The 25,312-nt window shown below is 69.6% G+C and carries 21 protein-coding genes and 2 pseudogenes; 16 read left to right on the top strand and 7 right to left on the bottom strand.

The features are described 5' to 3' along the window. Window positions 1-395: 395 nt before the first annotated feature. Entirely contained in the window at window positions 396-2,282 is a 1,887-nt protein-coding gene (gene nhaA / locus OG390_RS04070) for a Na+/H+ antiporter NhaA (RefSeq protein ID WP_406165025.1), read from the top strand. A 574-nt stretch (window positions 2,283-2,856) separates the two neighbouring features. Here the strand turns inward: nhaA and OG390_RS04065 are convergent. From OG390_RS04065 to OG390_RS04050, 4 genes are read right to left on the bottom strand one after another with little or no spacing between them, the layout of a single operon-like run. Next, window positions 2,857-3,057, bottom strand: coding sequence for a hypothetical protein (locus OG390_RS04065; RefSeq protein WP_406165024.1), 201 nt, complete (start codon window positions 3,055-3,057; stop codon window positions 2,857-2,859). Continuing rightward, window positions 3,054-3,452 (bottom strand): hypothetical protein, encoded by a 399-nt coding sequence (locus tag OG390_RS04060; protein ID WP_406165023.1) that lies wholly within the window; start codon window positions 3,450-3,452, stop codon window positions 3,054-3,056. Before OG390_RS04060 ends, OG390_RS04065 begins: the two co-directional genes overlap by 4 nt. Window positions 3,453-3,499: 47 nt before the next feature. Then, complete coding sequence (locus tag OG390_RS04055) at window positions 3,500-4,984, bottom strand: sensor histidine kinase (RefSeq protein ID WP_406165022.1); 1,485 nt, start codon at window positions 4,982-4,984, stop codon at window positions 3,500-3,502. After that, on the bottom strand, window positions 4,981-5,685 hold the full coding sequence (locus tag OG390_RS04050; protein ID WP_406165021.1) for a response regulator transcription factor: 705 nt from the start codon (window positions 5,683-5,685) through the stop codon (window positions 4,981-4,983). Before OG390_RS04050 ends, OG390_RS04055 begins: the two co-directional genes overlap by 4 nt. A 207-nt stretch (window positions 5,686-5,892) precedes the next feature. Between OG390_RS04050 and OG390_RS04045 the strand changes: the two genes are divergently transcribed. From OG390_RS04045 to OG390_RS04030, 4 genes are all read left to right on the top strand, one after another. Then, window positions 5,893-6,765 (top strand): hypothetical protein, encoded by an 873-nt coding sequence (locus OG390_RS04045; RefSeq protein ID WP_406165020.1) that lies wholly within the window; start codon window positions 5,893-5,895, stop codon window positions 6,763-6,765. Between the two features lie 52 nt (window positions 6,766-6,817). Beyond that, window positions 6,818-7,654, top strand: a complete 837-nt coding sequence (locus OG390_RS04040) for a hypothetical protein (protein WP_406165019.1) — start codon at window positions 6,818-6,820, stop codon at window positions 7,652-7,654. 127 nt (window positions 7,655-7,781) lie between these two features. Then, window positions 7,782-9,599, top strand: coding sequence for a M48 family metalloprotease (locus OG390_RS04035; RefSeq protein ID WP_406165018.1), 1,818 nt, complete (start codon window positions 7,782-7,784; stop codon window positions 9,597-9,599). Between the two features lie 300 nt (window positions 9,600-9,899). Then, on the top strand, window positions 9,900-11,099 hold the full coding sequence (locus OG390_RS04030) for a glycoside hydrolase family 64 protein (RefSeq protein WP_406165017.1): 1,200 nt from the start codon (window positions 9,900-9,902) through the stop codon (window positions 11,097-11,099). A gap of 26 nt (window positions 11,100-11,125) precedes the next feature. Here the strand turns inward: OG390_RS04030 and OG390_RS04025 are convergent, their stop codons facing one another. Further along, window positions 11,126-11,425: a hypothetical protein gene (locus tag OG390_RS04025; RefSeq protein ID WP_406165016.1), complete on the bottom strand. Its 300-nt coding sequence runs from the start codon at window positions 11,423-11,425 to the stop codon at window positions 11,126-11,128. On the opposite strand from OG390_RS04025, the gene OG390_RS04020 reads away from it, so the two are divergent. From OG390_RS04020 to OG390_RS04010, 3 genes and pseudogenes are all read left to right on the top strand, one after another. After that, window positions 11,402-12,547, top strand: a complete 1,146-nt coding sequence (locus OG390_RS04020) for an amidohydrolase family protein (RefSeq protein WP_406165015.1) — start codon at window positions 11,402-11,404, stop codon at window positions 12,545-12,547. The two genes, OG390_RS04025 and OG390_RS04020, sit on opposite strands and share 24 nt — an antisense overlap. Next, a pseudogene (locus tag OG390_RS04015) lies at window positions 12,544-13,616 on the top strand (dipeptidase). The gene OG390_RS04020 and the pseudogene OG390_RS04015 overlap by 4 nt, the downstream one beginning before the upstream one ends. Window positions 13,617-13,873: 257 nt before the next feature. Next, window positions 13,874-14,209 (top strand): hypothetical protein, encoded by a 336-nt coding sequence (locus OG390_RS04010; RefSeq protein WP_406177484.1) that lies wholly within the window; start codon window positions 13,874-13,876, stop codon window positions 14,207-14,209. Window positions 14,210-14,255: 46 nt separating this feature from the next. On the opposite strand, the gene OG390_RS04005 is transcribed toward OG390_RS04010, so the two are convergent. Beyond that, window positions 14,256-15,179: a LysR family transcriptional regulator gene (locus tag OG390_RS04005; RefSeq protein ID WP_406165014.1), complete on the bottom strand. Its 924-nt coding sequence runs from the start codon at window positions 15,177-15,179 to the stop codon at window positions 14,256-14,258. A 454-nt stretch (window positions 15,180-15,633) separates the two neighbouring features. Here OG390_RS04005 and OG390_RS04000 point away from each other — a divergent pair, with 454 nt between their 5' ends. From OG390_RS04000 to OG390_RS03980, 5 genes and pseudogenes are all read left to right on the top strand, one after another. Continuing rightward, complete coding sequence (locus OG390_RS04000) at window positions 15,634-15,936, top strand: muconolactone Delta-isomerase family protein (protein WP_406165013.1); 303 nt, start codon at window positions 15,634-15,636, stop codon at window positions 15,934-15,936. A 364-nt stretch (window positions 15,937-16,300) separates the two neighbouring features. Beyond that, the gene (locus OG390_RS03995) at window positions 16,301-17,470 is read left to right on the top strand and encodes a YbfB/YjiJ family MFS transporter (protein ID WP_406165012.1); all 1,170 of its coding nucleotides are present in this window, start codon (window positions 16,301-16,303) and stop codon (window positions 17,468-17,470) included. A gap of 137 nt (window positions 17,471-17,607) precedes the next feature. After that, window positions 17,608-18,213 (top strand): GPP34 family phosphoprotein, encoded by a 606-nt coding sequence (locus OG390_RS03990; RefSeq protein ID WP_406165011.1) that lies wholly within the window; start codon window positions 17,608-17,610, stop codon window positions 18,211-18,213. Between the two features lie 338 nt (window positions 18,214-18,551). After that, window positions 18,552-18,875 (top strand): annotated as a pseudogene (locus OG390_RS03985) (DUF2975 domain-containing protein); the annotation flags it as partial. Beyond that, on the top strand, window positions 18,875-19,096 hold the full coding sequence (locus tag OG390_RS03980; RefSeq protein WP_399096774.1) for a helix-turn-helix domain-containing protein: 222 nt from the start codon (window positions 18,875-18,877) through the stop codon (window positions 19,094-19,096). The pseudogene OG390_RS03985 and the gene OG390_RS03980, both read left to right, overlap by 1 nt. 379 nt (window positions 19,097-19,475) lie before the next feature. Here OG390_RS03980 and OG390_RS03975 read toward each other — a convergent pair whose 3' ends face one another. Then, a complete protein-coding gene (locus tag OG390_RS03975; RefSeq protein ID WP_406165010.1) occupies window positions 19,476-20,747 on the bottom strand; it encodes a hypothetical protein in 1,272 nt (423 codons plus the stop codon). Between the two features lie 728 nt (window positions 20,748-21,475). Here OG390_RS03975 and OG390_RS03970 point away from each other — a divergent pair. From OG390_RS03970 to OG390_RS03960, 3 genes are all read left to right on the top strand, one after another. Beyond that, window positions 21,476-21,823: a YciI family protein gene (locus OG390_RS03970; protein WP_406165009.1), complete on the top strand. Its 348-nt coding sequence runs from the start codon at window positions 21,476-21,478 to the stop codon at window positions 21,821-21,823. Next, window positions 21,820-23,058 carry an RNA polymerase sigma factor gene (locus tag OG390_RS03965; protein WP_406165008.1) on the top strand — a complete coding sequence of 413 codons (1,239 nt, stop codon included), beginning with the start codon at window positions 21,820-21,822 and terminating at the stop codon, window positions 23,056-23,058. The genes OG390_RS03970 and OG390_RS03965 overlap by 4 nt, the downstream gene beginning before the upstream one ends. A 394-nt stretch (window positions 23,059-23,452) precedes the next feature. Beyond that, window positions 23,453-25,093 (top strand): hypothetical protein, encoded by a 1,641-nt coding sequence (locus tag OG390_RS03960; protein WP_406165007.1) that lies wholly within the window; start codon window positions 23,453-23,455, stop codon window positions 25,091-25,093. Window positions 25,094-25,312 lie beyond the last annotated feature (219 nt).

Raw genomic sequence — 25,312 nt, 5'->3', positions numbered from 1 at the left:
GACGACTGCGGTTCCTCGCGGCCCTTGAGATGGTGCAAGGGGTCTTGGGCCGGGTGCCGGTACGCGCGCCGGGGCCGCGCGCGGTACTCCAGCCCGTAGTTGATCACGACGTACAGCATGAGAGCGCCCGGTGCTCACAGCCATGCCTCGGAATTGTCATTCTTACCGCGTGCCAGATACATGACATCTCCTCCCCGTGGCACCCGGATGCCTCTGAACTCCTGTGCCACGCGCCCCGCGTGTCGAAAGGCGTGCGCCACCTCGCCTGGCCCCGCGCGCCTCAACACGGAACACCGTGCGATGCGTGAGGGTTCACGGAAGACGTACAGAACCGTTTCGAACAGGTCCCCGTCCTCGGGCGCCGTGACCCGATTCGACGGTGGCAGAGATGGGAGATGAGTATGCCGTCCACGGCGCCCAACCTGACCGGGCAGACCGAGTGCGGCGAGGATCTGCGCACGCCGCTGCGTGTCTTCCTGAGAACCGAGACCGGCAGTGCCGTCGTCCTGGTCGCCGCCGTGGTCACCGCAATGGCCTGGGCGAACATTGCTCCCGGGACGTACGAGACGCTCTGGCGGACCCATCTGTCCATCAGCCTGGGCACGAGCGGGGTGTCCCTCGAAATGCGGGAGTGGGTGAACAGCGGCCTCATGGCGCTGTTCTTCTTCATCATCGGCCTTGAGGTGCGGCGCGAGTTCGACATGGGGGAGCTGCGCGAACGCAGACGGGTCACGCTGCCAGTGCTCGCCGGTCTGAGCGGAATGCTGGTCCCGGTCATGATCTACCTCGCGGTCAACGCCGGGCAGCCGTCCGTGCACGGCTGGGGTGCGGCGATGTCGACCGATACGGCGTTCGCCCTGGGCATGTTGGCGCTACTGGGCGACCGCCTGCCCGGCGGACTGCGGATCTTCATCCTCACCGTCACCGTCGTCGATGACTTCCTGGCCCTCGTCGTCATCGCGATCGCCTACAGCGGCCCAGTCGACTGGCCGGCCCTTGGGGTGGCGCTCGGCCTGTTCGCGGTGATCCTCGCGATCAGGGCCGCCGACGTCCGACGGGGCCCGGTGTACGCGGTGCTGGCCGTCGCCACGTGGGTGCCCCTGCAGAAGTCCGGTGTGGATCCCGTCGTCATCGGACTGGCCATGGGCTTGCTGACCTACGCCTACCCGGCCAGCCGCAGCGACCTGGAGCGTGCGACCGGCCTGTTCCGGCTGTTCCGCGAGCAGCCGACACCGGAGCTCGAACGGAACCTGCGACTGGGACTGGCCTCGGCGATCTCCCCGAACGAACGCCTCCAACAGCTGTACCACCCGTGGTCCAGCTATGTGATCGTGCCGATGTTCGCCCTCGCCAACACCGGGATCAGCCTCGACGGCGGCCAATTGGCCGACGCGTTCACGTCACCGATCACCCTGGGCATTCTGCTGGGGTTCGTCCTGGGCAAGCCCCTCGGCATCATCGGCGCCTCATGGCTGACCTCGCGGCTCAGTCGCGGCGGTCTGCGGCCGCCGGTCGGCTGGGGAGCGACCACCGCTGGCGGGACCATCGCGGGAGTCGGCTTCACCCTCTCCCTGCTCATCGCTACCCTCGCCTTCTCGGGACGACAGCTCACCGAGGCCAAGATCGGTGTGGTGAGCGCGATCCTCTGTTCCTTCGTGCTGACGTGGCTGGTCACCTGGGTGATCGGAAGGCTCCCGGAGCCCAGCCGAGCGCGTGCCCTGCTCGGTACGGAGGAGGGAATCGTCGACCTGGTTCCGGCGGTCGACGTCCACCGTGACCACATCCGCGGGCCACTGGACGCGCCCGTGACACTTGTGGAGTTCGGTGACTTCGAGTGCCCGTACTGCGGGCAGGCGGAAGCCGTCGTCCGTGAACTGCTCACCGACTTCGGCGATGTCCGCTACGTCTGGCGGCACCTCCCCCTCAACGACGTCCACCCGCACGCCCAACTCGCCGCCGAAGCCGCTGAAGCGGCCGGGGAACAGGGCGCGTACTGGGAGATGCACGACATGCTGCTCGCCCACCAGGGCGCCTTGAGAGGGGCCGACCTACTCCGCTATGCCGAGGAACTCGGGCTCGACACCGACCGTTTCCACAAGGCACTGCGCACCCACGCCCATGCGCCCTGGGTCGCCGAGGACGTCGAGTCCGCCGACCTCAGCGGTGTCTCGGGAACACCGACGTTCTTCGTCAACGGACGCCGCCACCACGGGGCGTACGACATCGAAAGCCTCACGGCCGCCGTGCGCGCGGCGAAGGAACGGGCCGCGCTCGTGCGGTGACGCGCCCCGGCCCCGTCTGGCCGGTGAGGCCGGTCGTCCGGACCTGCCCGAGGAAGCGGGCGCGGGCTGCGGAGGGCGAAATCGGGGCGATCGGCCACCGCTTGGGGCAAGAGTCTCGAGCAGTGCCTGTACGACCTCGGTGTTCGCGAGATGCAGCGCCGGCGGCCGCCCTTGGCAACGTGGGCATGTCCGCCTCGGACTGCTCAGCGCTGGTGACGGCGGTCGCCCGGCACAGGACGACTCTGCCGGCCCGGGCTGCGGCCGACCCGACATCGCCCGGCGTGCGGCCACGCTGATGCGCACCATCGTGCGAGGGACGGTCGGGCGTCGCGTGTCACGGCATCGCGCCATTCTTTCCGGAGGGTTTCCGGAGGTAGTCGAAAAGCGAATCACCTGTGCCGCCAAGGATTCTCACCAAAAGAGTGTCAGGCCGCGTGCAGCGGAAACCCGGTGACCTCCACTGGGAAACACAGTGAGAAATCGATGACCGGTCATCCGGTCATCCGAGCACGCGGATCTTCACTTGTTCGAGTGGGCGGCGGTGATGACCCTGCGGACTCGCTTGCGCCCGATGTCACTCCTTCGCGATATCGGACTCCGCCGAGCTCGCCGCCGACGCGGCGTCGTCAACCAGCTTCTGCAGATGGGCGAGATCCGTGGAGGGGGAAGACGCCGGTCGCTGCGTATCCTCGCCGTGGCCGCCGCATGCGGTCAGGAGCAGCACGGCCGCTATGGCCCCTACGACGGTCAGCGCGGCGTGGCGGGCGCCCCTCATCCTTCGGCTCCGTTGTCGTGAGCCTTGCACCACTTCTCCACGTCCGCCAGATCCTTCTGGCGCGCTTCCAGAGTGGGGACGAGGGAACGCCGGAAGGTGAGCCGGTCGTTCAGGTAGGTCTCGATCTCGGTGTGTCCCGCCGACTTGGCGTTGGCCACGCGCTGTTCCAGGCGGGCGATGGAGCCACGCTGTGACGCGTCCGCGTGCAGCCGGGCGAGGATCCGGTCGATCCGGTGGTCGATCTTCGGCGCGCGCTTGCAGAGCGCGGACGCGCCGTCCCCCGTGGGGGCGCCCGACGGCGTGGGCTGTGGGTCGTCGGCCGTCGCGGCGCCCGCGGCACCGAACAGCGTGCCGACGGCGACCAGCGAGACGACGGTTGTCCTGGTCCTTGGCATGGCGAACTCCTCTGCGTTCACGGGCGGTTGCCCTCACGCCCGGGAAGCTAGGAGCCTTCTTTGTGGAATTCTTGTGGCCGGCCCGCGGTCGTGATCATCCAGTTGCGCTGCAGGGGAAGTGTGGCCTCCGCGTCGGCCGAGCCGCTGATGAGCGGCAGGGTGACCTCGATCCGAGTGCCCGCGCCTGTCGGCGGGTTCACTATGCGGATCCCGCCCCGGTGCAGGTCGATCTGCTGGGCGACGAGGGTGAGCCCGAGGCCGGAACCCGGGCTGTCCGGTCGGCGCTTGAAGCGTTCGAAGACCTCGACGCGGCGCTCGGGCCGGATGCCCGGTCCCCGGTCGTCGACGACGAGGACGGCGGAGCCGCCGCTCGCACTCAGCGTGATCTCGACCTGCGCGGGCCGGCCGTCCACACAGCCGTGCACCAGCGCGTTGACGAGGAGATTGTCCACGATCACGCGCAGCCCGGGCTCCCAGCCGTGGACGCGCAGCCCCACCGTGGACTCGCTGGAGATCCTGGCGAGCGGATGGCGTCGCCGCTGTTCCTGCGCGCTCGCCTCGACGACATCCGCCAGATCCACCGGGCCGAAGGCGTCCGCCTCGACCAGATCGCCACGACCGAGTTCGCGCAGCATGACCAGCAGCCCCAGCAGTCGGCCGTGCTCGCGGCGCAGGTCGCCGAGTACTTCGTCGTGGTCGGGCCCGGGAAGGTCCGGATGCTCGGTGAGGATCTCCAGATTGGTCTGCATACTCATCAACGGAGTGCGCAGCTCGTGCGAGGCCGCCGAGGCGAAGGAGCGGGCCGTGGCGAGTGCCTCGGCGGTTCTGGCGGCCTGTTCGTCGTAGCGGGTCAGGACCGTCTGCAGGGTGTGCGCCAGGTCGTCGACCTCGGCGATCCGCGTGGGCGCGTGCTCCAGCCGGGCCGTGTTGGTGCGTGGGTCCAGGCCGCTCGCACGGTCCCGCAGGCGGCGCAGCGGACGGCTCGCGCGCGTCGCGACGGCCCCGGCGAGCAGTCCGGACAACGGCGCGGCGAGCAGCGCCACGGTCACGACGCGTCTGCGGACCAGGCGCAGTTGGGTCTCACCGGCCGTGTCCGGCGCGAACAGCCAGAGCGTGCCGCGTACGCCGGGCCGCGCGCCGGTCACCCGCGTCGACAGAACCCGCCAGCTCCGGCCGTCGCCCCTCAGCGTCACCGGGACCGGCGCGCTCTGGGGCAGCGCCACGCCTTCATCGGGTTGCGGGCCACCGGTGAAGGTCTCCTCGGGACCGATCAGCCGTACGCCTACGTCCAGGGCCGACGTGAACAGCCGCCGCTCGCGGGCCTGCTCCACCGCTGCCGACCGGGCGGCAGCGCTCGCGCGCAGCAGCCCGCGCGCGTCCTTGGCCACGGCCGTGGCGCGCTCGTGCAGGTGAGTGTCCTGCTCGTCGTGCAGATCCGCCGCGACCAGCCGCAACAGCAGCCAGCCGGTGGCCAGGACCAGTACGGGTACCGTGGCCCCGACAGCCAGAGCGATCCGTGTGGAGAGCCTCATCGCCCGACCTCCGCACGGTCGTCCCGCAACACGAAGCCCACTCCTCGTACCGTGTGGATGATCCGGGAGCGGCCCGATGCCTCCAGCTTGCGCCGCAGATAGCTCACGAAGGTGTCCACCGCGTCGGTGCGCACCTCGAAGTCGTACCCCCAGACCCGGTCGAGGAGTTGGTCGCGGCTGAGCACGAGGCCGGCGTTGCGCGCGAGCACGTGCAGAAGCTCGAACTCGCGCCGCGTCAGTTCCACGGGGTTCCCGTCGAGGCTCACCCGGCGGGCCGCGGGATCCAGCAGCAGTCCGCAGACTCGTACGGTGTCGGTGTCCCGCGGCGGTCGGCGCCGGAGCAGGGCCTGCAGGCGCAGCACCAACTCCTGCAGGGCGAAGGGCTTGACCAGATAGTCGTCGCCGCCGGCCTGCAGTCCCGCGATCCGGTCGGTGGTCTCGTCGAGTGCGGAGAGCATCAGGACAGGTACGTCGTTGTCTTCGCCGCGCAGCGTCCGGCACACCTCGATGCCGCTGAGGTCCGGCATGGAGATGTCCAGCACGATCGCGTCCGGCGGCGTCCGTCTGACCGCGGCCAGCGCCGGACGGCCGCCGTCGGCGAGGTCCACCGTGAACCCGCCGAGCCGCAGCCCGCGTTCCAGCGAGCGCCGTATCGCCGCGTCGTCGTCGACGACCAGGACACGGCCCCGGTCTCCGCTCATCGCCACACACCCCCAGGTCGCTGGAAACCGGCCATCGCGTGCCCGGCCCGCCCATGGTGCATCAGCCCCGTCGGGAGCTCCTTCGCCGCCCGTGGGAACGAAACGGTAACGAACGATTTATGTGGCGTAATTGACCGACCCCGAAGCGTAACGTCCGCTGTCCTGGGAGCTCGTGGGGGAGCCACCAGGCGTGGGGGAGGGGATGTCATGTCCGTCATGACAGGTGTACGAGGGCGGCCCGGAATCGCTCGGGCTCGCCTGGTCGCAGCGCTGTGCCTGGGGCTCATATGCGCCACGCTGACCGGGTGCGGGGAGGGAGGCTCGCCACACGCCGCAGCGTCGTCGGAGCCACCCGGCACCTTCGCCTCCAGTCCGACGGCGTCCCCCTCACCACCCGAACCGACGCCCTCGGCCAGCGACGCACCGACGACCGAGGCCGACGACCCGGTCACGGAGTCTGCGCAGGACGAACCGGCGACCGACGAAGCGTCGGACGCCTCGGCGCTGTGGGGCAAGGCGTACAGCGGTACGGCCGACATCTCCGTCGACATCCACGACTACTGCAACGCCGACGGCTCCCGTCGCCTGGCCGACAGCCAGACCTACTCCCTGGCGAGCACGCTCAACCTGAGCCGGCCGCGGACCGGCGGTGACGAGACCGAGGACAACCCGTTCTCCCTGCTGTTCGCGGCGGGCGATCCGTCCCAGGCCGGTGCGGTGTCGCTCTGGTCCTCGGCGGTCAGCACGACCTCCGGCCAGGACCTGGCGGGCAACCCCCGGGATCCGCAACTGCTGTTGACGTACTGGGATGTGAGCTGGTCCGACGGCGAACTGGACGCCCGGCTGACCGACCCGCACACCCACGAGGCCGTGGCTCTCAATCTGCTCAACTGGCCCAGCCCGGTCGTGGCCTGTCGGTCCGACCTCGGCCAGTTGCCCGGAGGCTATCCGCACGCACTGGCCTCCGGTACGACCTTCGCAGGACAACTCGACGGCTCCACGGCATCCCTGACGGCGGAGGGCAGCAGCACCGACAGCCTGATCCAGTTCCGCTTCGAGTTCGAAGGGACCGCTTCGTGAGGCGGCGGGCGTGGGGGACCGGACACAAGGAGACCGGACGTGGGGAGGCCGGATGACGACGACCGAGCGACTCGACCTCTGGAGCGTACGGATCGCCGCGTGGGCCGCGCCCGGTGAGACCGCGCTGGCCGCTCAGACCGCTCGGGCCTACGCCGCGGGCGGCAGCACGCGCCGGAATCTCTTCGCTTCGCGCGGACACGCACCCGGCGGGATGGGTGGCGGGACGGTCTCCGTCCTGCCCGCGGTGCTGGACGCACTGGCCTACACCGCCGAGGCCATCAAGTCGGCCTTGGGGAGCCCGGAGTTGAGCAACGCGCTGTCCGTCAGTGGGCTGTTGCTCGGACTGCGGGCGCAGCGGTCCGAATCGTCACGACACGCCGTGGACGGAAGCGACCCGGTGTTGCCACGACACGCCGGAGAGGGAAGCGACCCGGCCTTGCCGCGACACACGGACGGGGACGGCGGCGCGGATCGGGATGCGAGCGGGGATGCTGCGGGCCGGGCCGGTCAGGCGCACAGTCCTGACCCGGATTCCACCACGGACGACACCCGGGCATCGGCAGCGCCCACGATGCAGGTCATGCGAGCCGCCCTGCAGATGAGCGGACGGCTCAGAGCCCGGGGGATCGAGCCGTCCGAGGCCGATGAGTTGGCCGCCCGGGTGACCGCCCAGTTGCTCGCCCACCACGACCCGGCCGAGGTGGCGGCGTTTCTCGACGCCCTCGTCGCCGAGGAGCCGCCGCAGCGGGCCGTGCCCGGGGCCTACCCCCGGCGTATCGGGCTGCACCGGCTCACTTCCGCCGCGTCGGGCCTGCGTTCTCGCTTCGGACGGCCGCGCGCGAGGGGCCCCCGACCGTCGTCCGGTCCGGATGGAACGAACCACGGATGAGCCAATTGCCTACTGGACGTTTTCACCCATCGTGCCGACACGGCGGACATCGCCGCACGACGTCATGATCGGGTCCCTGCCCTCTCGGCCCGCCCGCTCGTGGAGTCCGCCTCCGTGGCTGTGGCTGATGCTGCTTCTGTTCATGACGCAGGTCCCCTCACTGATCGGTCACACCTTCGGGGTGGGCACGGGGCTGGGTCAGTTCGACGGGGCGCACCGGGGCCGCTTTGTCACGGCGATGCTCAGCCTGACGCAGTTCCTGCCCCTCTTCTTCCTCCTGGCAGCTGTCATCGCGATCTTCGCACCGCGGATGCGCTGCCACTTCGTGGAGCGGTGCTACGGACTGCTGCCGCCCGACCATCCGCTGATGGTCCCTGCGGCAAGGCCCACGCCGGCGCCCGGCGAAGTCCCTGAACCGCACTTCCACGACCGGATGAAATCCTTCCTGAATGAGTACGCGCCGGGCACCCAACTGCGTCTCAGCACCCAATCCGGACTCTCCGCCCGCGTGTACCCGAGCAGTTGGCGCGGCACCCGGGTCGGCGTCTTCGCTCCGCTCGTCCACCTGTGGGAGACGGACGTGGAGGCGGCCCAGGCGGTTCTCCTCCACGAGCTCGGGCATCTGCGCCGCGGCGAACAACATGTCGCCGGGCTCGCCAGCCCCTTCACCACCCTCGTCCGCGTCTGGCCGTACGTGCTCGCGGGCATGGTCGCACTCCCCGTCACCCTGTTGTTCGTCATCGGCGATGCGACCGCCCGCCTGACGCTCGCCGAGGTTGTCCTGGTCCTGTTCAGCGTGCCGAAGGTGCTGCTCCTCGTGGTGGCCGCGCTCTGGTCGGCGGAACTGGGGGCGGACCGGTACGCGGCCGAGGCCGTGGGGCCCGGCACGCTCGTACGCGCGCTGCGTCGCCTGGAACAGGGGGATCGCGGAGGGCTCGCCCGGCTCTACCACCCGCCCGTAAGGGTACGGATCTGGTTCGCCTCGCGCGGGGAAAGCGGCCGGGCGCAGCTCCTGCTGACGCTGCTGTGGCCGGCCGCTCTGCTTGCTCAGCTGTTGCTTGCCATGCTGGGCGCGATGCCCGCGTACGTGCTGCTGGGCGCGTCGCAGGATCGCGCCACCAGGGAAGTCCTCTCGCTGGCCCACGACACGCTCACGACGGACCCCGCATGGTGGGCGACGCTCGCCGCCGTCCTTGTCTGGCCCCTGGCGACCGGCGTCCGATCCTGGGCCGGAGGCCGGCCCGCGTTCCCCGTCTCACCGAGGGTGTACGCGACAGCCGCACTGTTCCCCGCGGTTGTCCTGCTCGTCGGACTTCTGCCCCTGACATCTCGCCCGGCCGAGGACGTCTTCGCCGACGGCCCCGACGGGCGCGCCACCGCGTCCACGGGGGTACCCAGCCACGGCGGCGGCTCGGCCGACGGCACGTCGACGGCGTGTCCCAGCCGTTCGGCCCCGGCTGATCCGCCGCGTCCGCCCGGGCTCCCTTCCTTCACCCGGGAAGACCCGGCGGCGCCGGGTGGGCCGGCGCCGCACCCGGCGGACGGACCGCGCACCTTCCGTACCCTGAACGTCACATCCGTCGAATCGCTGTCCGGATCCAAGGTTCAGGCCCAGGACCTGGGCGACCGTCTCCGTGGAGCCCGCTGGACACTGCACAGCGACGGCAGTCTGAGCGCAGACGTGGCCGGTGTCCCCGTCCTGCGGAGTACCCGCGTCAGCGACACGACTCGATGGCTCACCGGGCGGCGCACCGAACGGACCGACGTCAGCGCGACCACGACCTGGATGGAGGCCCGCCTCGTCCTCGATACGCACCAGCCGCCACGACTTGACGTCATCAGGGCGGCGGCGCAGGCCATGCGGGCCGTGGTCGACTGCCGTGAATTCACGTCCACGTCGAGCACGGCACAGCGCCTGTCCCTGACGCTGGGCGAAGAGCCTTAATGGCGGGTTAAGCATGCCTTAAGCAATCTTCCGTCGTGTGGGTTACCTCAAATAACCCCAGGCCAGGGGGACTTGACGATCTCGCGCGGCGGTTGGCCACGGAGTTGTTCGTGCGTAACATCGGGGCCCATCGGCGGCGCCCGCCTTTCGCAAGAGAGCGCTCTCAAGCCTGCGGGGGATCGACCACTGCGCGAAGGGTCCTGACAACGTTGCCTTCGGAGGCGGTCGTCATCGACCGCGCTCTTCTCCTCATCCCCCCGCTGACTCGTAGAAGCACAAGTACCAAGGAGCACACCCCACATGACATCTCGTCACCAGCGCAACCTCAGCCGCCGCAAGCTGTTCATCGCTCTGGGCGGTGCGGCCGTCGCCGCTCCAGCCGTCGCCGCCGTCGCGCCGTACGCCCTTGCCGGAACGACCGACGGCTCGACCAGGGCGGCCGCCGGCTCGCTGCCCCTGACGATCGTCAACAACAGCGGCTCGTTCGACAACGCGTCGGTGCACGTCTACATCGTCGGCAACCAGGACGGGAAGCAGGTCCGCGTCACCCAGGACGGCACCCTGGCGCCCATATCCCTCTCGGACAACGGCGCGGACGGCTTCAGCGACTACGCGCTCCCGCTGTCCGGCAGCGGCGAGACACAGCTCTCCCTGCCCTACATGTCGGGCCGTATCTATGTGGCCCTCGGAGAGAAACTGAAGTTCAAGGCCGTGGCGGACGGCAATGGCAACGCGGCCCTGCAGTATCCGGCCGGCTGGGTCACCTCGGACCCCAACTACGCCGTGCTGCACGACTGTGCCGAGTTCACCCACAACCCGTCCGGCATGTTCTGCAACACGACGATGGTCGACATGTTCAGCGTGCCGATGAGCATCCGGCTGAACGGGGAGAAGGAGCAGACCACGGGCACCGTGCGCACCGGCGGACGCGCTGCCGCCTTCGCCGCTGTACGGCAGATCGAGGACTTCGCGCCGCTGGTGGTGGACGACGTGCGTGTCATCGCCCCCGGGCACGGCCTGGACGCCGGCCTGTTCGCCAAGGACTACTTCGCCCCGTACATCGACGAGGTCTGGAGTACCTACACCGGAAAGGACCTCACCGTCACCACCAACGCAGGCTCTTTTACCGGCCGGGTGCGCGCCGGCAGGTTCACCTTCGACGGCCCCGCCCCGGTCTCCTTCGGCAAGCCCTCCACCCGCGACGTCCTCTTCTGCGACGGCAACCTCGCCGCGCCCAACGACGGCACGACCGGCCCGGTCGCCGCCGTGCTCGGCGCCGGCTTCAACCGCTCCACATTGCTCAGCAACCCGGCCCAACCGACCACCAGCGCGGGCGACTTCTACCAGACCGAGCTGACCAATCACTACTCCAAGGCGATCCACGCGGCGACCGAGGACGGCAAGGCCTACGGCTTCGCCTTCGACGACGTCGCCGACTTCGCCTCCTACATCCAGGACACCGCGCCCACGGCGATCCGCCTCACCCTGACACCTTTCTAGGTCTTTCCGTCCCTGCCCCCGGCCGGTCACATGCCGATGCGTGTGCCCCAGCCACCCGCCTCGGCGACGGTATGGGCGACATGTGCGGCGGCGACGTCCAGCGCGGCGTGACCGGTGGATTTGAAGAGGGTGAGTTCGGCCTCGTCCCGTCGGCCGGGGTGGTGGCCGGCGAGGACGGAGCCGACCAGGGTGACGGGCCGTTGGGCAGGGAGGTCCTGCAACTCGTGTGCCCCGGAGGGGGGTCGGGTCGTGGCGGCTCCCGGCCACTCGGTGAACAGTGTGGCGTCGACGGACGCTTCGTCATGCCCGGCCTGATCGACTCCCACCAGCACATCGCGACCCCGCCGGACCGGCCCACGGCCGAGGCGGTGCTGCGGCGGCTTGTCTACAGCGGCGTCACGGCGATCCGCGACATGGCCGACGACCTGCGGCAGGTCGGCGACCTCGCGAGGGCCGCGCTCCTCGGCGAGATCCCCGGCCCTGACATCCGGTACGCCGCACTCATGGCGGGACCGGGGTTCTTCGACGACCCGCGCACCCACCAGGTCTCCCAGGGGGAGACTCCGGGCGCCGTGCCCTGGATGCAGGCCGTCACGGACAGCACGGACCTGCGCCTGGCCGTGGCCCTGGCACGCGGAACCCACGCGGCCGCGATCAAGGTCTACGCGGATCTCGACCACACCACGGTCGCCGCGATCACCGCGGAGGCGCACCGCCAGGGCATCCCCGTCTGGGCCCACGCCACCGTTTTTCCCGCCACGCCTCGACAGGTCGTCATGGCGGGTGCGGACAGCGTCTCGCACGTGACGCTGCTCGCCTTCGACGGCGCCGACGGGCAGTTGACGAGCTACAAGAACAAACCGCAGATCGACCACCAGCGGTTCGCCGCCGGTGACGATCCCCGCCTCGAGGAACTCTTCGCCCTCATGCGACAGCGCGGGACCGTCCTCGACGCGACCGCCGGCATGGGGGCGAGCGACGCGCTGGCCGGCACCGGGCCGCAGGACGCGGCCCGCGCGGCCGCCAACGCCGAACTGGCCGCGCGTCTCACCGCCCAGGCCTACCGCGCCGGGGTGGACATCTCCACGGGCACCGACTACGAGACCGATCCCCAGGACCCCTTCCCGGCCCTGTACGAGGAGTTGGCCTTCCTCGTGCGTCGTTGCGGGATCCCGCCCGAGCAGGTGCTGCGTTCGGCCACGCTGATCGGCGCCCGAAGCGCCGGCGTCGAGAACGTGATGGGAAGCGTCGAAGCGGGCAAGCTCGCCAACTTCGTTGTCCTGGAGGACGATCCGCTGCGGGACATCGACCACCTGCGCAGTGTCACGCTGACCGTCAAACGCGGCCGTCGCTTCGAACGCGGTTCGTTCGTGCCCGGAAACTGCCACGCCGAAGAGCCCGGCCGCGTCGGGACCGAAGAATCCGGCCGCGTCGAGGAGACCCGATGACCACCACCCCCGTGATCATCAACGCGCTGGGGCAACTCGACAATCCCAACGCCACGGGGTCGCTCGAGGCGGTCGCCCAGCTCAACCCCTCCAGCGAGCAGCTCACCATCGACGCCCGGGCCCTGGCCGACGCGCACGCCTCGGGCCTCACCGCAGTCAATGTCACCCTCGGCTACACCATGGGCGATCTGCCTCCGTACGAGCACACGCTGCATGAGATCGCCGTATGGGACGCGATCATCCGCGACAACGCGGCGGATCTCACCAAGGTCCGCACGGTCGCCGACGTCCACCGGGCCAGGAGGGAAGGCAGGATCGGTGTCATCTACGGCTTCCAGAACGCCGTCGCCGTGGGAGAGGACACCGACCGTATCGCCACCTTCGCCGACCTCGGTGTACGTGTCGTCCAGCTGACGTACAACCAGGCCAACCACATCGGCGACGGATCGATGGCGGCCGCCAACCGGGGGCTGACCGACTTCGGGCGCCGCGTCGTCGAGGTCCTGGGTGACCACCACCTCATGGTCGACCTCTCCCACAGCGGCGAACGCACCTGCCTGGAGGCAGCGAAGAGTTCACGCAGTCCCGTGTCCATCAACCACACGGGCTGCCGGGCGCTGGCCGACCTGCCGCGCAACAAGACCGACGGGAACTCCGGCTGGCGGCCTCGCGCGGCGGCTTCGTGGGTATCTCCTTCATGCCCTTCCTCACCCCCTCAGGTCATGCCACTGCCAAGGATGTCGTCGAGCACATCGACCACGCGGTGAACGTGTGCGGAGAGGATCACGTCGGCATCGGCACCGGCGGAACCATCACATCCATCGACGACCTCGACGCCTACAGGTCGCGTCTCGCCGAGCACGTGGCCCTGCGCCGCGAAGCAGGCGTCGGCGCGGCGGGGGAACGCGGCGACACCCTCCCCTTCGTTCTCGACCTGCGAGGAGTGGACCAGTTCCGCGAGCTGATCCGCCTCCTGGAACGGCGCGGCTACCGCTCCGAGCGCATCGAGAAGATCCTCGGCAGGAACTTCCTGGACTACGCGGGCCGGGTGTGGGCACCGGAGGGGTGACAACTGTTGCGCGGTTCATCAGTAGATCCCAGTCTTTCTCTGCGTCCTCGCCGGAAGTCGAAGCACAAGGCACGGCTGGCCTGCCGGTTCACCACCGGCACGATCCGGGTCGTTCCTGACCGTCGGCATGTGGCGCTGCCCCGGCTGGGTACTGTCCGCACCCACGAGAACACCCGCAAGCTGCAGCGGCGGCTGGAGTCAACCGCTGGTTTCCGTCCTCCAAGACCTGCTCGGACTGCGGCGCGGTAAAAGCCAAACTGCCGCTGCACGTCCGCGTCTTCGACTCCTGCCCGCTCGTGATGGACCGGGACGAGAACGCAGCCCGCAACCTCGCCGCCCTCGCAGCGGCCGGCACAACCGGTACCGGAGTGGCGGGAGACCGGGACGCGCAAGCGTCAAACGACCGTGGAGCCGACCGGAAGACCCGCGCCACCACCCGCAGCCGAAGGGCCACGGGTGAGCGGGCAGGTGGCACAATCCCGCAGCAGCGGAGGAGGCGCAACATCGTCATCAGGACGCCGAAGCCCTCATGCTTTGGTGACACCGTTACGAACCTTCCGGGCGGAAACACCCGGATTGCTAAGACACACTGACGGTCTCGGCAACGGTTCTTGAGAACGTTCCCACGGCCGGGCGCAGCTACTGTCTGTGCGGGTCGTCGTCGGGCAGCCAGGCGTCGGGCGCGTGGATGCCGAGGTCGCTGACGCCGTTGGTCAGGGCGTCTACGACGGCCCGGACCGCGGCACGTTCTTCCCCACTGCGCCAGACCAGCGACCAGGTCCAGTAGACCTTCGGCGCGATCAGTGGACGTTGGACCAGGTCGGGTGGCAGCGGTGTGGTCTGGCCCTTGGGGGAGTTGACGACCGGGCGGCGGCTGCGGCGGACGTGGTCGAAGAACGCGGGACCGGTGATGCCGCCGTCGCGGATGCGGACCGCGCGGGCACCGGTGCTGTGGGACAGCTGTTCCGCGAAGGCGTTCCAGGACGCCCACGACGTGGTGTCGTCGTCGAGCAGAACGACGGCGTCCTGGATCCGTACGTCGCTGCTGTCGTCGCCGGTGGCGACGGCGTAGAGCCGGTCGGCGCCGAGGAGCCGGGCCTCCAGCCCCTGTCGTTCGAGCTCCGCGGTCCCTGCCCAGCACACTGCCAGGTCGAGGCTGCCGTCGGCGACCCGGGCGGCCTGGGTGTGGGAGGGGGCGACCCACGCGTCGACGTGAAGCTGGGCCACCGCGGCGGTGCGGGTGGTCAGGTCCGTGGGCAGCCAGTTGACATAGCCGAGACGCACCGTCTCGGATCCGGCCAGCCGGCCCGCGCGGCGCTGGAGGTCGTCGGCTCGCTCCAGCAGATCCCGGGTGTGCGGGAGCAGGGAGGCGCCGGCCGGGGTGAGGGCCACGGAGCGACGGTCCCGGTCGAACAGTCGTACACCGAGGTCACGTTCGAGCGCCTTGATCTGCTGCGAAAGTGAGGGGCCGGCGATCAATAGTCGCTCGGCGGCCCGGCCGAAGTTCAGTTCCTCGGCGACCGCGACGAAGTACCGCAGCTGGCGCAGTTCCACGCTCGTCATGCTACGTCCGTGGAAGGCTCGGCCTACCACCAGGGAGGACCCCTGTCGTGGCGGTTGCCCTGGTGTCGGCCCACGATGGACTCATGGAAACGCGACAGCGCGTCACCGCAAAGACCCCGGCCGACGCTCGGCCGGCCATCGCGATGCGGTCGACCGGCAACCTCGCTCCCGCCGCCCGCCGCCCGCCGCCCGCCGCCCGCCGCCCGCCGCCGCCCGCTGTCAGGGCCGGACGGTCGCGACGTCGAATACTTCGCCTATCGCGCTCCTGTTCACCGACAGCGCCGAGGTGTGACAGGGCACCCCAGTTCCTGGGCTTCGGCACCGTTGTCGCCGTAGCCGCCGACGACGGCGAGTACCGCACCGCTTGATCGGCCACCGATCGAGAACACAGACCCGCTTCACCGCGCACGGCGTTCCCGCTCCCGGCGAGCGCCCGGCCCCTGGGAGAAAGATCATGCGAGAGTTCCTGGTCGAGATCACCACCAACATTCCCGAGGGCACCAGCCAGGACGAGGTCGACCGGCGGCGCGCCGCCGAAGCCGTCCGGGCCAAGGAACTTGCCGCCACCGGCAACCTGGCGCGGCTGTGGCGGCCGTTCGGCGAACTACGCAGCCTCGGTATCTGGCGTGCCGCCGACGAGGACGAACTGCACGAGAAGGTGCTCGGCACGCTGCCGCTGCGCCCGTGGATGACCTTCAACGTCACCGCGCTCGAGTCCCACCCGAACGACCCGGGCAGGGCCGACGCCGCGTCCTGACGATCCACCCCACTGTCCGTTCCTCCCGTACTCGCCGCTGCAGGGACACGGCTGCGCCGGCGGGGATGGGCCCTGCCCCGAATTCGGGGATCACCCGTACGAGGACGTTGTCATGAGCGCGCAGATACGGCGCCCCTCTCCCGCTGGTGCGGGAAACCCCGGATCAGGAACCCCTGAAACTGAAACCCCCGACACGGGAACGCTCGAAACAGCAGTCCCTGAATCAGAAACGCTCGAAACATCAACCCGCGAAACACCAAACCCCGAAACACCAAACCCCGAAACAGGAACGCCCGAAACAGGCACCGCACCCCACTCACCGTGGGCCCATGTTGCCCGCGCCGCCGCCGCGCTGGCGGCCGGCATGGGCGTCGGTCGGTTCGTCTACACCCCGATCCTCCCCCTGATGCACAGCGGTGCAGGGCTGTCCGCCGGTGCGGGCGCGAACCTTGCCACCGCCAACTACGTCGGCTACCTCGTCGGTGCGCTCGCCGGAATCCTCGTTCCCGCGCTGGTTCGCTCACCCACGGTGCTGCGCGCTTCCCTGGTCGTCCTGACCGGCACTCTGGCCGGGATGTCCGCCACACACAGCACGACCGTGTGGATGATGCTGAGGCTGCTGGCCGGGGGAGCCATCGCTCTGATCTTCGTCATCGCGGTCAGCTCCCTCCTCAGCCACCTCCGGGACCAGCCCGCCCACCTGCCCGGGTGGGCCTTCGGCGGAGTGGGTGCCGGTATCGCCCTGTCCGGGCTGCTGGTTCTCATCCTGCGAACCGTCGCCGACTGGGAGGCCGCCTGGTGGGCCTCGGCCGGCCTCACGGCACTCCTCGCCGCGGCTTCGTGGAACCTCCGTCCCGAAATCCGTGTCGCGGCCCCCGGGGAATCCGGGGCGGCACCGGTCGGCCCGTTTGCGCAGCGCACCCACCGCTGGTTCGGCGCCCTGTTCACCAGCTACACCTTGGAAGGGATCGGCTACATCGTCGCCGGTACCTTCCTGGTCGCGGCGATCGGACAGAGTTCACCGGGCTGGATCGGCAGCGGTGCCTGGGTGCTGGTCGGCCTCGCGGCCGTGCCGTCCTCGGCGCTGTGGGCCTGGCTGGGGAGCCGCTGGTCCCGCCCCGACCTGCTGCTCGCCGCGCTCGTCGTCCAGGCTGTCGGCATCGTCCTGCCCGCCCTCGTCGGGGGAGTGGCAGCCGCTCTGGTGTCCGCGTTCCTGTTCGGCGCGACCTTCCTCGGTGTCAGCACCATCGCTCTGGCCGCAGGCGCCCACTTGCAGTTTCCCCGTTCCGTCGCCCTGCTGACCACCGGGTACTCCGCCGGTCAGATCCTCGGGCCTTTGACCGTCGCGCCTCTCCTCCACCACGGCTACCACCAGGCCCTCGTCCTCGCGGCGGTCGTAGTCGTCGTCGCAGCCGTCGGGGCGGCCGTTCTGCGCATCGGTTTCCCGCACGGGTCGGGCGTCGTTCGGCACACCGCTCCGGGACTGCCGTCCGTACCGGCAGCCGCCGCCGCGGCTTCGACCGACCGCCCCTGAAGAACCCGCGCTACAGTCGACCCTGTACGTGACCATGGACGTGAAGTGCCGTTTCCGAAACGCCCTCTGTGGCGTCCGGCGGGGCTTCGCGCCCGGCGCAACCGCCGCCGTCGCCTCCCCCTGACGTGGAGCCGTTGATGAGCACACCGCGGGACCTGTTCGTCGTGGCCATGGATGTGGAGCTCTCTCGCCCCGTGGAGCCGGGCGACCTGTCGCTCGCTCTCGCGGGAGCCGAGGTGATCGACCTCATCGCGGCCCAGGCCGTCACGCTGGACGGCGACCTCCTCGTGCCCGGTGGCGGATGGGAACCGGCTGATCGTCTGTTGGCCGAGGCTGCCTCGTCCCTCACTCGACAGACGCCTTACGAGTCGGTCGAGGACTGGCTGTGGCGCAGAGGGCGTGGCCTGTCCGCGGCGTATCTGGCCGACCTTGAGGCGGAGGGGCAGGGCACGCGCAAACGCCGCCGTTGGTTGCCTTCCCGAACAGGCCACACGGCGTCGGCTGATTCACCCGCTCGCCGTAGCGCGGCCGACCGCTGGGCTTCGCAGGAGCCCGTGCTCACGGCTCTCGCGACGGTCGTCGGCATCAGTGACAAGTCGGCGGAAGACTTCCCGAGCGTCACCGACGACGCGGTGCTGACCGTACTGGCCGCCGTCGACGACGCCGTGACGGAACTGGTGGCCGTGCGACAGCGGCGAGCCATCGAAGAAGCGGCCTTCGACAACATCTGGCGATCCCCGTGACGCGGGCGTCGGCAAGGCCGTGACGGCCCTGTACGGCTATGTGGCCGACGCCCTGGCGGGGGCGTCGACGCGGGTTGAGGCACTGTGGCCGGGCCAGGGGCTCCCTTGCGCGAGCCAGCCTTAGCCGAGTTTGCGGCCCCCGGCCGCCGAACCGCTCCTGGGCGCTTCTGGCTGTCACCGACACGGGCTCGCCGTGGCGTCGTGTCGGAGCCGGTGTTGCCCGCGGCAGAGCGGCGGCAGGTTCTCCAGGCCGGTCAAGTAGCCGGTCACGCCCGCACGGACGACGCGAACGCTGGCGCCACACCCGGATGGGAGAGGAGTAGCCCGCTGAGCATGTGTCGGCCCAGGTCGCCCTGGTCAGCGTATGGCGGCTGGTGACGATGGTGCGACGCGGAACCGTGTTCTCCCACGCCGCCTTCCGGTACGTGGACGCCGTGATCGGCGCGATCGTGGCGGCTGCCCTCCTGTGGTTCGCGGTCACGGCCCTCAACGCGCCGGGCCAGCGGGCCGACCCGGGCGTCACCGTCATCATGGGAGGGGTTGGCTTGGCCATCCTGGGGGTCGCGCTCATCGTGCTCGTGCTGAGGATGCTGCTCGCCCAGGCCGTCGCGCGCGACGTCGAAGCGGCGCAGATGCAGGCCGAGTTGGACGAGGTGATCTGATGCCGATCGTCGTCGACATCGACGTGATGCTGGCCAGGCGGAAGATGTCCGTGGGCGACCTCGCGGACCGCGTAGGGATCACGCCCGCCAACCTGGCGGTACTCAAGAATGGCCGCGCCAAGGCGGTGCGCTTCGCGACGCTCGCCGCGCTCTGCGAGGTGCTCACGTGCCAGCCGGGCGACCTGCTGCGCTGGGAGGCCGAGGACGCCGCGGGCGGATGATGTGCCCCGGAGCGGGCGTGAAAACGCTTGGCACCACCGGCCTGACACGGCACGTCGACCGCATGGACGTGGATCGCCGATCGCCCGCAGCACCGTCCCGACCTCGTTGGGCTGGTCCTCAGGGGTGACGGTGGGGAGCTCGCGGGCGTAGGACGACCTGTGGTCCGGCGCAGCTCCCGGACGCGGGTGCCCGATGGTTCTTCTGGGCGCACGCTCCCTTCGGCAGCCATAACGCTTTCCTCATGGAGGAAGGCTTGCGCGAGTCGAACCCCGTAGGCAGCGGACGTTACACACCAGGACGGGGCGGGAGCGTTAGAAGCCGGGGCCAGCCAGGAGTCCCCATCGGACTCCGTGGCCGGCCGTGTGCGGGCAGGTGGGCTTACAGCTGCGGCTGCGGCATCCGCTGCCAGCTGAACGGGCCGTAGGTGGTGTCGGTGACGGAGTAGTTGGCGTTCGGGTCGGCGGTCAGTTTCAGCCACTCCAGCGGGGTGGTGCTGCCGTGCACGACGATCCGGTGGAAGTTCGAGACGTTGTAGTAGGGGTGCTCGTTCCACGCGTTGTCGCCTGGGTCGTGGGCACACACGCCGGCGCCGGTGGCCGGGTCCGTCTCGCCGGTGCACGTTGCCGTCGGCGACAGTGGGTTGTCCGAGCGGTACAGGTGCGAGTCACCGTTGAGCATCAGCACCGGGCGGCTGAACTCGGTCGTCTTCGTTGCGACCTCGCTGATGATCGGCTCATAGTTCGTCAGGTGGTCCTTGGTCTTGCCGTCAAGGTCCCACATGTCGGCCTGCACCGAGATCACCACGGCCTTGGCGTGCTTGGCTCGCGCGTCGGCGAAGGCGGCATCGAGCCAGCGGACGTCGGCCGCGGTCCGGTTGGTCCGCTCGTCGATCTGAGCCTGAGGCGCGGTGGGCACCTTGTACCAGGGGTCGGCGTCGTTGTTCGAGCCGCCCGGCGCGTTGATGGTGACGAAGACGATGTCGTTCTGCGTCCACATCACGTTCTCGACGTACTGAGCGTCGGCCGGGTGACTCGGGTCGTAGGCGGTGGCCTGGGACACCACGTTCAAAGTCCCGCTGCCGAGGGTGTGGCCGGGCTGCGCGAAGAAGTCCTGCCGGACCTCGGCGAGGTTGTCGCGTGGGTCGCCACAGTGGTAGCTGACGCAGTCTTCCGGGTCGGTCGACAGGCCGCTTGTGCCGATGTAGTCGATCGCACCGGAGGCGGAGTCGTAGAAGCCGCCGCCCTGACCGGGCGAGGTGAGGCTTGACGACTTGTGGCAGTCGGCCCACTCGTTGTCGCCCGGTGTGTAGACGAGTGGCTTCGTGAAGGTCCGCCACTCGGACGCGATCGAGGTGTCGTAGTCCTCGGTGCAGAACTCCTTGCCCGAGTGGATGTCGCCGACGTGGATGACATCACTGATCGCCGGGTCACTGTTGATGGTGCCGATGAATGCCGGGGTCTTCTGGAACTGCGAGGTGTCGGCAGTCTGGCCCGCAGGTGCGTACGCCGACCTGCCGTACGGAGAATCTCCGAACACGGCGAGCGTCAGTGGGCCGCCGACCGCCGATGCCGTGGCGATCGGCACCACGGAAGAGACAAGTCCGACGGCGGCGAGCGTGATGAGCCCGCGCTTGAGCGTGCATCTCAACATGCGTCCCTACTTTCAGGTCCGGTTGAGGGGGGCGCTCCAGTGGACTGGATCACAGGGAGCGCGACAAGTCATCAATGGCGGCCTGCAGATGACGAGCCGGCGAAATTCCGGCCGCGCCGCGGGCCTTCCCACATCGACTCGGCCGGTGATCCGGGTCAGCCCAGCACGTCAGCGCGCTGTCCTGTCGCTTGCGTTGCGGCGGGCGTTCATGCACCAGCCGATCGTCCGCTCGACTTCGTGCATCCGGACGACCTCGCCAGCATGGTCCTACTCAGCGATACCCGTGAGCCCGTAGCTCCTCATCAGTGGTCGAGTCGTCGTGCGGCCCCGGGCGGCCAGGTGTCACGGGAACCATTGATGGCAACCACCCCCAAGTCATACCTGGGGCTACCGGATCCTCCGGACCGTACGACAGCCCATCCGACCCATCAACAACGGAGCGTGCCGGGCGTCGCGACGGGGCGAACCTTGGCTGACGCGGCCCTAGCTCAGTGGCGGCTTTGGGGCTTTCCTCGGCGGCACTCTCCAGGGACGGGCCGCACGACACAGACTCGACGATGGCGATTGAGACTGGGCCTGGGGCCGGGCTGCGTGGGATCGAACGGGCCTGAAAATTCTTTTGGCGGGTTGTCGATCTGCAGCCTCGTCATTCGTCATCCCGGTGTTGCCGCACCACGGGCAACGCACGAACCCGACGCACGACGAAAGAGGAGTTCACCGTGAAGTACATGCTGCTTATCATCGGCACTCAGGACGCCGAGCCCCCGACGGCCGAAGCCGACCAGGGCCTCATGGAGGCGTTCATGGCATACCACAAGGCGGTTTACGACGCGGGGGTCATGGTCGACAGCAACGTGCTGGACTCCTTCGAGACCGCCACCTCCGTCCAGGTGGGCGAAAACGGGGAACGCATGGTCACCGACGGGCCCTTCGCCGAGACCCGGGAGTATCTGGGCGGCTACTACATCCTCGACCTCCCTGATCTGGATGCCGCGATCGACTGGGCTGCCCGCTGCCCCGGGGCCCGGGCCTGGCGGGTCGAGGTGCGCCCGATCCAGGACTTCAACCTGTCATGACCGGCGGGCGGGCGGCCGGCATGGTCGAGGCGGTGTTTCGTGAGGAGCGGGGCCGGCTGCTCGCCATGCTCGTGCGCCAGTTCGGTGACCTCGACCTCGCCGAGGATGTCGCGTCCGAGGCTGTCGAGGCCGCGTTGGAGCGCTGGCCCGTCGAAGGGGTGCCGACGACACCCGTGGCCTGGTTGCTCACCACCGCGCGGCGCAAGGCCGTCGACCGGTTGCGGCGGGACAGGGCCTACGCCCAGCGACTCGCGGTCATGCACGTCGAGGCGCGACAGCTCGTCCCCGCGGTGCGCGAGCGGGAGAGCGACGATGTCCCCGACGAACGGCTGCGCCTGTTCTTCACCTGCTGCCATCCCGCACTGTCCGTCGAGGCCCAGGTCGCGCTGACGCTCCGGTGCCTCGCCGGGCTGTCCACACCCGAGGTGGCGCGGGCCTTTCTGGTGACGGAGGCCACAATGGCGCAGCGGATCGTGCGGGCCAAGCGCAAGATCCGCGACGCGCGGATCTCGTTCCGTGTGCCCGAGGCTGACGAGTTGGCCGGGCGTATTCCCGGTGTGCTGCGGGTGGTCTACCTGATCTTCACGGAGGGCTACGCCGCCAGCGCGGGCGAGGACCTGGTGCGGGCCGACCTGACCGACGAGGCGGTCCGACTGGCACGGATCCTGCACCGGCTGTTGCCTGCCGAGCCCGAGGTGAGCGGGCTGCTCGCGCTGCTGCTGCTGGTCGACGCCCGCCGCGCTGCCCGCGTCGATGCGGCGGGGGAGCTGGTGTCGCTGGAGGACCAGGACCGCGCTCTGTGGGACGCCGACCGCATCGCCGAGGGCCGCGACCTGGTCGTCGCCGCCTTGTGCGGGCCTCGCTCCGGGCCGTACGCGCTGCAGGCGGCGATCGCGGCCGTGCACGATGAGGCTGCCGACGTCGCCACGACCGACTGGCCGCAGGTCGTGGCGCTCTACGACGTGCTGTTGCGGGTCTCTCCGTCGCCGGTGGTCGAGCTCAACCGGGCGGTGGCCGTGGCGATGCGCGACGGTCCGGAGGCTGGTCTCGCGGCGTTGGACGCGCTGAACGCCGACGCACTGCGGGGCTACCACCCGCTCCCGGCGGCGCGGGCGGATCTGCTGCGCAGACTCGGTCGCACTGCCGAGGCGGCCGCGGCCTACCGGGCCGCGCTCGAACTCGTCGACAACGAGCGGGAGCGGGCCTTCCTGCGCAGGAGACTGGCCGACCTCTGATCACTGCCTGCGTCACTCTCACCTCTCGGTTACGAAGCCAGCTCGCCGCCTACCCGGGCCGCTCCCACTGCTTCTACAACGCCTTTGATGCCGGCTCGGTCACGGTTTCCAGGCGCGCAGGAATGCGGGGACCACAGGCCGACAGATCCTGAACAAGGGAGCCTGGGCCAGTTGTCCCAGGGTCAGACCTGGCCAAGGACGGTGCCCCACGAGTCTCACAGTTGTCCCAACACCACACCAGCGGAGCGCCCAGCTGCTGGTGGGTCGCAATCATCAGGTCGCCTCGTGCCAGGCGAAGGTCTTGGTCTCGCCCTTGCGACCGTGGTACACGTGCAGCCGGTAGAACAGCGCCTCTGCACCGCCCTCACGCCACCTGCTGCGCCGCTGGCGCACCGTGCCGGGCGCGACCCTCAACTCCACAGCCACCGCATCCGCGCTCTCACCGCGCTCGAACGGCCCGACGTGGGCCTCGGTCCTCGACCAGCGTGTCCAGGCCGACGACGGCTTAGTGTACGCGGCCGCGGACGGTGCCCGCCTCTCCTTTCCCGCCCCGGACCCGGAGACGGGCGAAGCCGTCGGCCCGGAGACGCCCGGCTCCCGCCTCACCCTGTCCTGGGACGACGAAACCGACGGCGCCGTCCGCATCACCGCCCCGGACACCGGCCTGATCCAGGTCTTCCACTCCCCGGTCGCGACCGCCGACGACGCGGCAGTCGACCTCCCCCTGCAACACATCCAGGACCGCAACGGCAACCGGATCACCCTCGTGTACGACGAGGGCGACATCCCCGGCGCGGTCGTCCACTCGGGCGGCTACCGCATCGCCCTGGACCGCCACCCCTCCCTCTCCCGCATCACCGGCCTGCGCCTGCTCGACCCCGCCGCACCGCAGGCCCCCGGCACCACCCTGCTCACCTTCGGCTACGACGAGGCAGGCCACCTGACCGAGGAGACCAACTCCTCCGGCCTGTCGATGCGTTACACCTACGACGCCGACGGCCGCATCACCTCCTGGACCGACCGCAACGCCACCACCTACTGGTACGCCTACGACGATCAGGGCCGGGTGGTCGCCACCGGCGGCACCGGCGACGCCCTGGCCTCCACCCTCGTCTACGACGACGCCACCCGCACCACCACCGTCACGAACTCGCTCGGCCACACCCGCGTCTACCAGCACAACGAGGCCCTCCGTCTCATCCGCGAGACCGACCCGCTCGGTCACGTCACCGAGCAGGAATGGAACGAGAACCTCCAACTCATAGCGGTCACTGACCCGTTGGGCCAAGTGGTGCAGTACAGGCACGACGAGCTCGGCCGCGTGACACGCGTAGTACGGCCAGACGGCACCGAACTCGCCACCGAATACAACGAGTTGCGTCTACCGACACTGATGGTGGATCCGGCCGGCTCGCAGTGGGTCCAGGAGTACGACGGGTCCGGCAACCCCGTAGCCGTCACCGACCCCGCCGGTCGCACCACGAACTTCGCGTACGACGGGACCGGTGGCCTAAGGCTTGGCACCGACGCACTCGGCCACAGCATGCTGCCGCGCAACGAAAAGGCGGGCATGCCTGTTGAGGTGACGGACGCGCTGGGGGCGGTGAGGGCCTGTGAACGTGACGGATTCGGGCGGCCCATCATCCTGACGGACTCGCTGGGCGCGCGGATGCGCCTGGAGGGGACTGCCGAGGGCAAGCTCGCCCGCCGCACATCCGCTGACGAATCCGAGGAGACCTGGCTTTACGACGGCGAGGGCAACCGCACTCACCACACGGACGCGAACGGCGGCGTCTCGCGCTTCGAGTACACGCACTTCGACGTCATAGCAGCCCACACCGGAGCTGACGGCGTGCGCCACGAGTTCGCCTACGACTCCGAACTCCGCCGCGTCCAGGTCCTCAACCCCCAGGGTCTGACTTGGGACTACGAGTACGACGCGGCGGGCCGCCTGGTCGCGGAGTCCAACTTCGACGGGCCCACGATGCTCCGACCGCACCCGCACCAGCGACCCTGCCAAAGCTTCGCCTGTTGAACATCAGAGATCTTCCCTCCGCCTCATCGGGCAGTACCGGCCTCGCGCGATTGCGGGGCTTGCGCTCGATCAGCGGCCCCTGGCGTGCGCCATGGCCCGTGGAGAATGACCCTCACGGAGTCATTTGTCACCTGTCAAAACGGTGACGAAGGTAAGCGGCCCTACTCTTCTGTGCAGTGGAGAGGTATTTCACCTCCACATATCACTGCCTTGACGGGT

The organism is Streptomyces sp. NBC_00996, assembly GCF_045162675.1.
In the GTDB taxonomy this organism is placed as follows: domain Bacteria; phylum Actinomycetota; class Actinomycetes; order Streptomycetales; family Streptomycetaceae; genus Streptomyces.
This window is presented reverse-complemented; position numbering and strand designations above follow the sequence as displayed.

Bases quoted from the DNA above. Each gene is read 5' to 3' on its own strand.
- OG390_RS04045 (WP_406165020.1), top strand. From the start codon at position 5,893: ATGTCCGTCATGACAGGTGTACGAGGGCGGCCCGGAATCGCTCGGGCT.
- OG390_RS03970 (WP_406165009.1), top strand. From the start codon at position 21,476: ATGCTGCTTATCATCGGCACTCAGGACGCCGAGCCCCCGACGGCCGAA.
- OG390_RS04060 (WP_406165023.1), bottom strand. From the start codon at position 3,452: ATGCCAAGGACCAGGACAACCGTCGTCTCGCTGGTCGCCGTCGGCACG.
- OG390_RS04000 (WP_406165013.1), top strand. From the start codon at position 15,634: ATGCGAGAGTTCCTGGTCGAGATCACCACCAACATTCCCGAGGGCACC.
- nhaA (WP_406165025.1), top strand. From the start codon at position 396: ATGAGTATGCCGTCCACGGCGCCCAACCTGACCGGGCAGACCGAGTGC.
- OG390_RS04005 (WP_406165014.1), bottom strand. From the start codon at position 15,179: ATGACGAGCGTGGAACTGCGCCAGCTGCGGTACTTCGTCGCGGTCGCC.
- OG390_RS03965 (WP_406165008.1), top strand. From the start codon at position 21,820: ATGACCGGCGGGCGGGCGGCCGGCATGGTCGAGGCGGTGTTTCGTGAG.
- OG390_RS04030 (WP_406165017.1), top strand. From the start codon at position 9,900: ATGACATCTCGTCACCAGCGCAACCTCAGCCGCCGCAAGCTGTTCATC.
- OG390_RS04050 (WP_406165021.1), bottom strand. From the start codon at position 5,685: ATGAGCGGAGACCGGGGCCGTGTCCTGGTCGTCGACGACGACGCGGCG.
- OG390_RS03980 (WP_399096774.1), top strand. From the start codon at position 18,875: ATGCCGATCGTCGTCGACATCGACGTGATGCTGGCCAGGCGGAAGATG.
- OG390_RS04020 (WP_406165015.1), top strand. From the start codon at position 11,402: ATGCCCGGCCTGATCGACTCCCACCAGCACATCGCGACCCCGCCGGAC.
- OG390_RS04040 (WP_406165019.1), top strand. From the start codon at position 6,818: ATGACGACGACCGAGCGACTCGACCTCTGGAGCGTACGGATCGCCGCG.
- OG390_RS03975 (WP_406165010.1), bottom strand. From the start codon at position 20,747: ATGTTGAGATGCACGCTCAAGCGCGGGCTCATCACGCTCGCCGCCGTC.
- OG390_RS03995 (WP_406165012.1), top strand. From the start codon at position 16,301: ATGGGCGTCGGTCGGTTCGTCTACACCCCGATCCTCCCCCTGATGCAC.
- OG390_RS04055 (WP_406165022.1), bottom strand. From the start codon at position 4,984: ATGAGGCTCTCCACACGGATCGCTCTGGCTGTCGGGGCCACGGTACCC.
- OG390_RS04035 (WP_406165018.1), top strand. From the start codon at position 7,782: ATGCTGCTTCTGTTCATGACGCAGGTCCCCTCACTGATCGGTCACACC.
- OG390_RS04065 (WP_406165024.1), bottom strand. From the start codon at position 3,057: ATGAGGGGCGCCCGCCACGCCGCGCTGACCGTCGTAGGGGCCATAGCG.
- OG390_RS03990 (WP_406165011.1), top strand. From the start codon at position 17,608: ATGAGCACACCGCGGGACCTGTTCGTCGTGGCCATGGATGTGGAGCTC.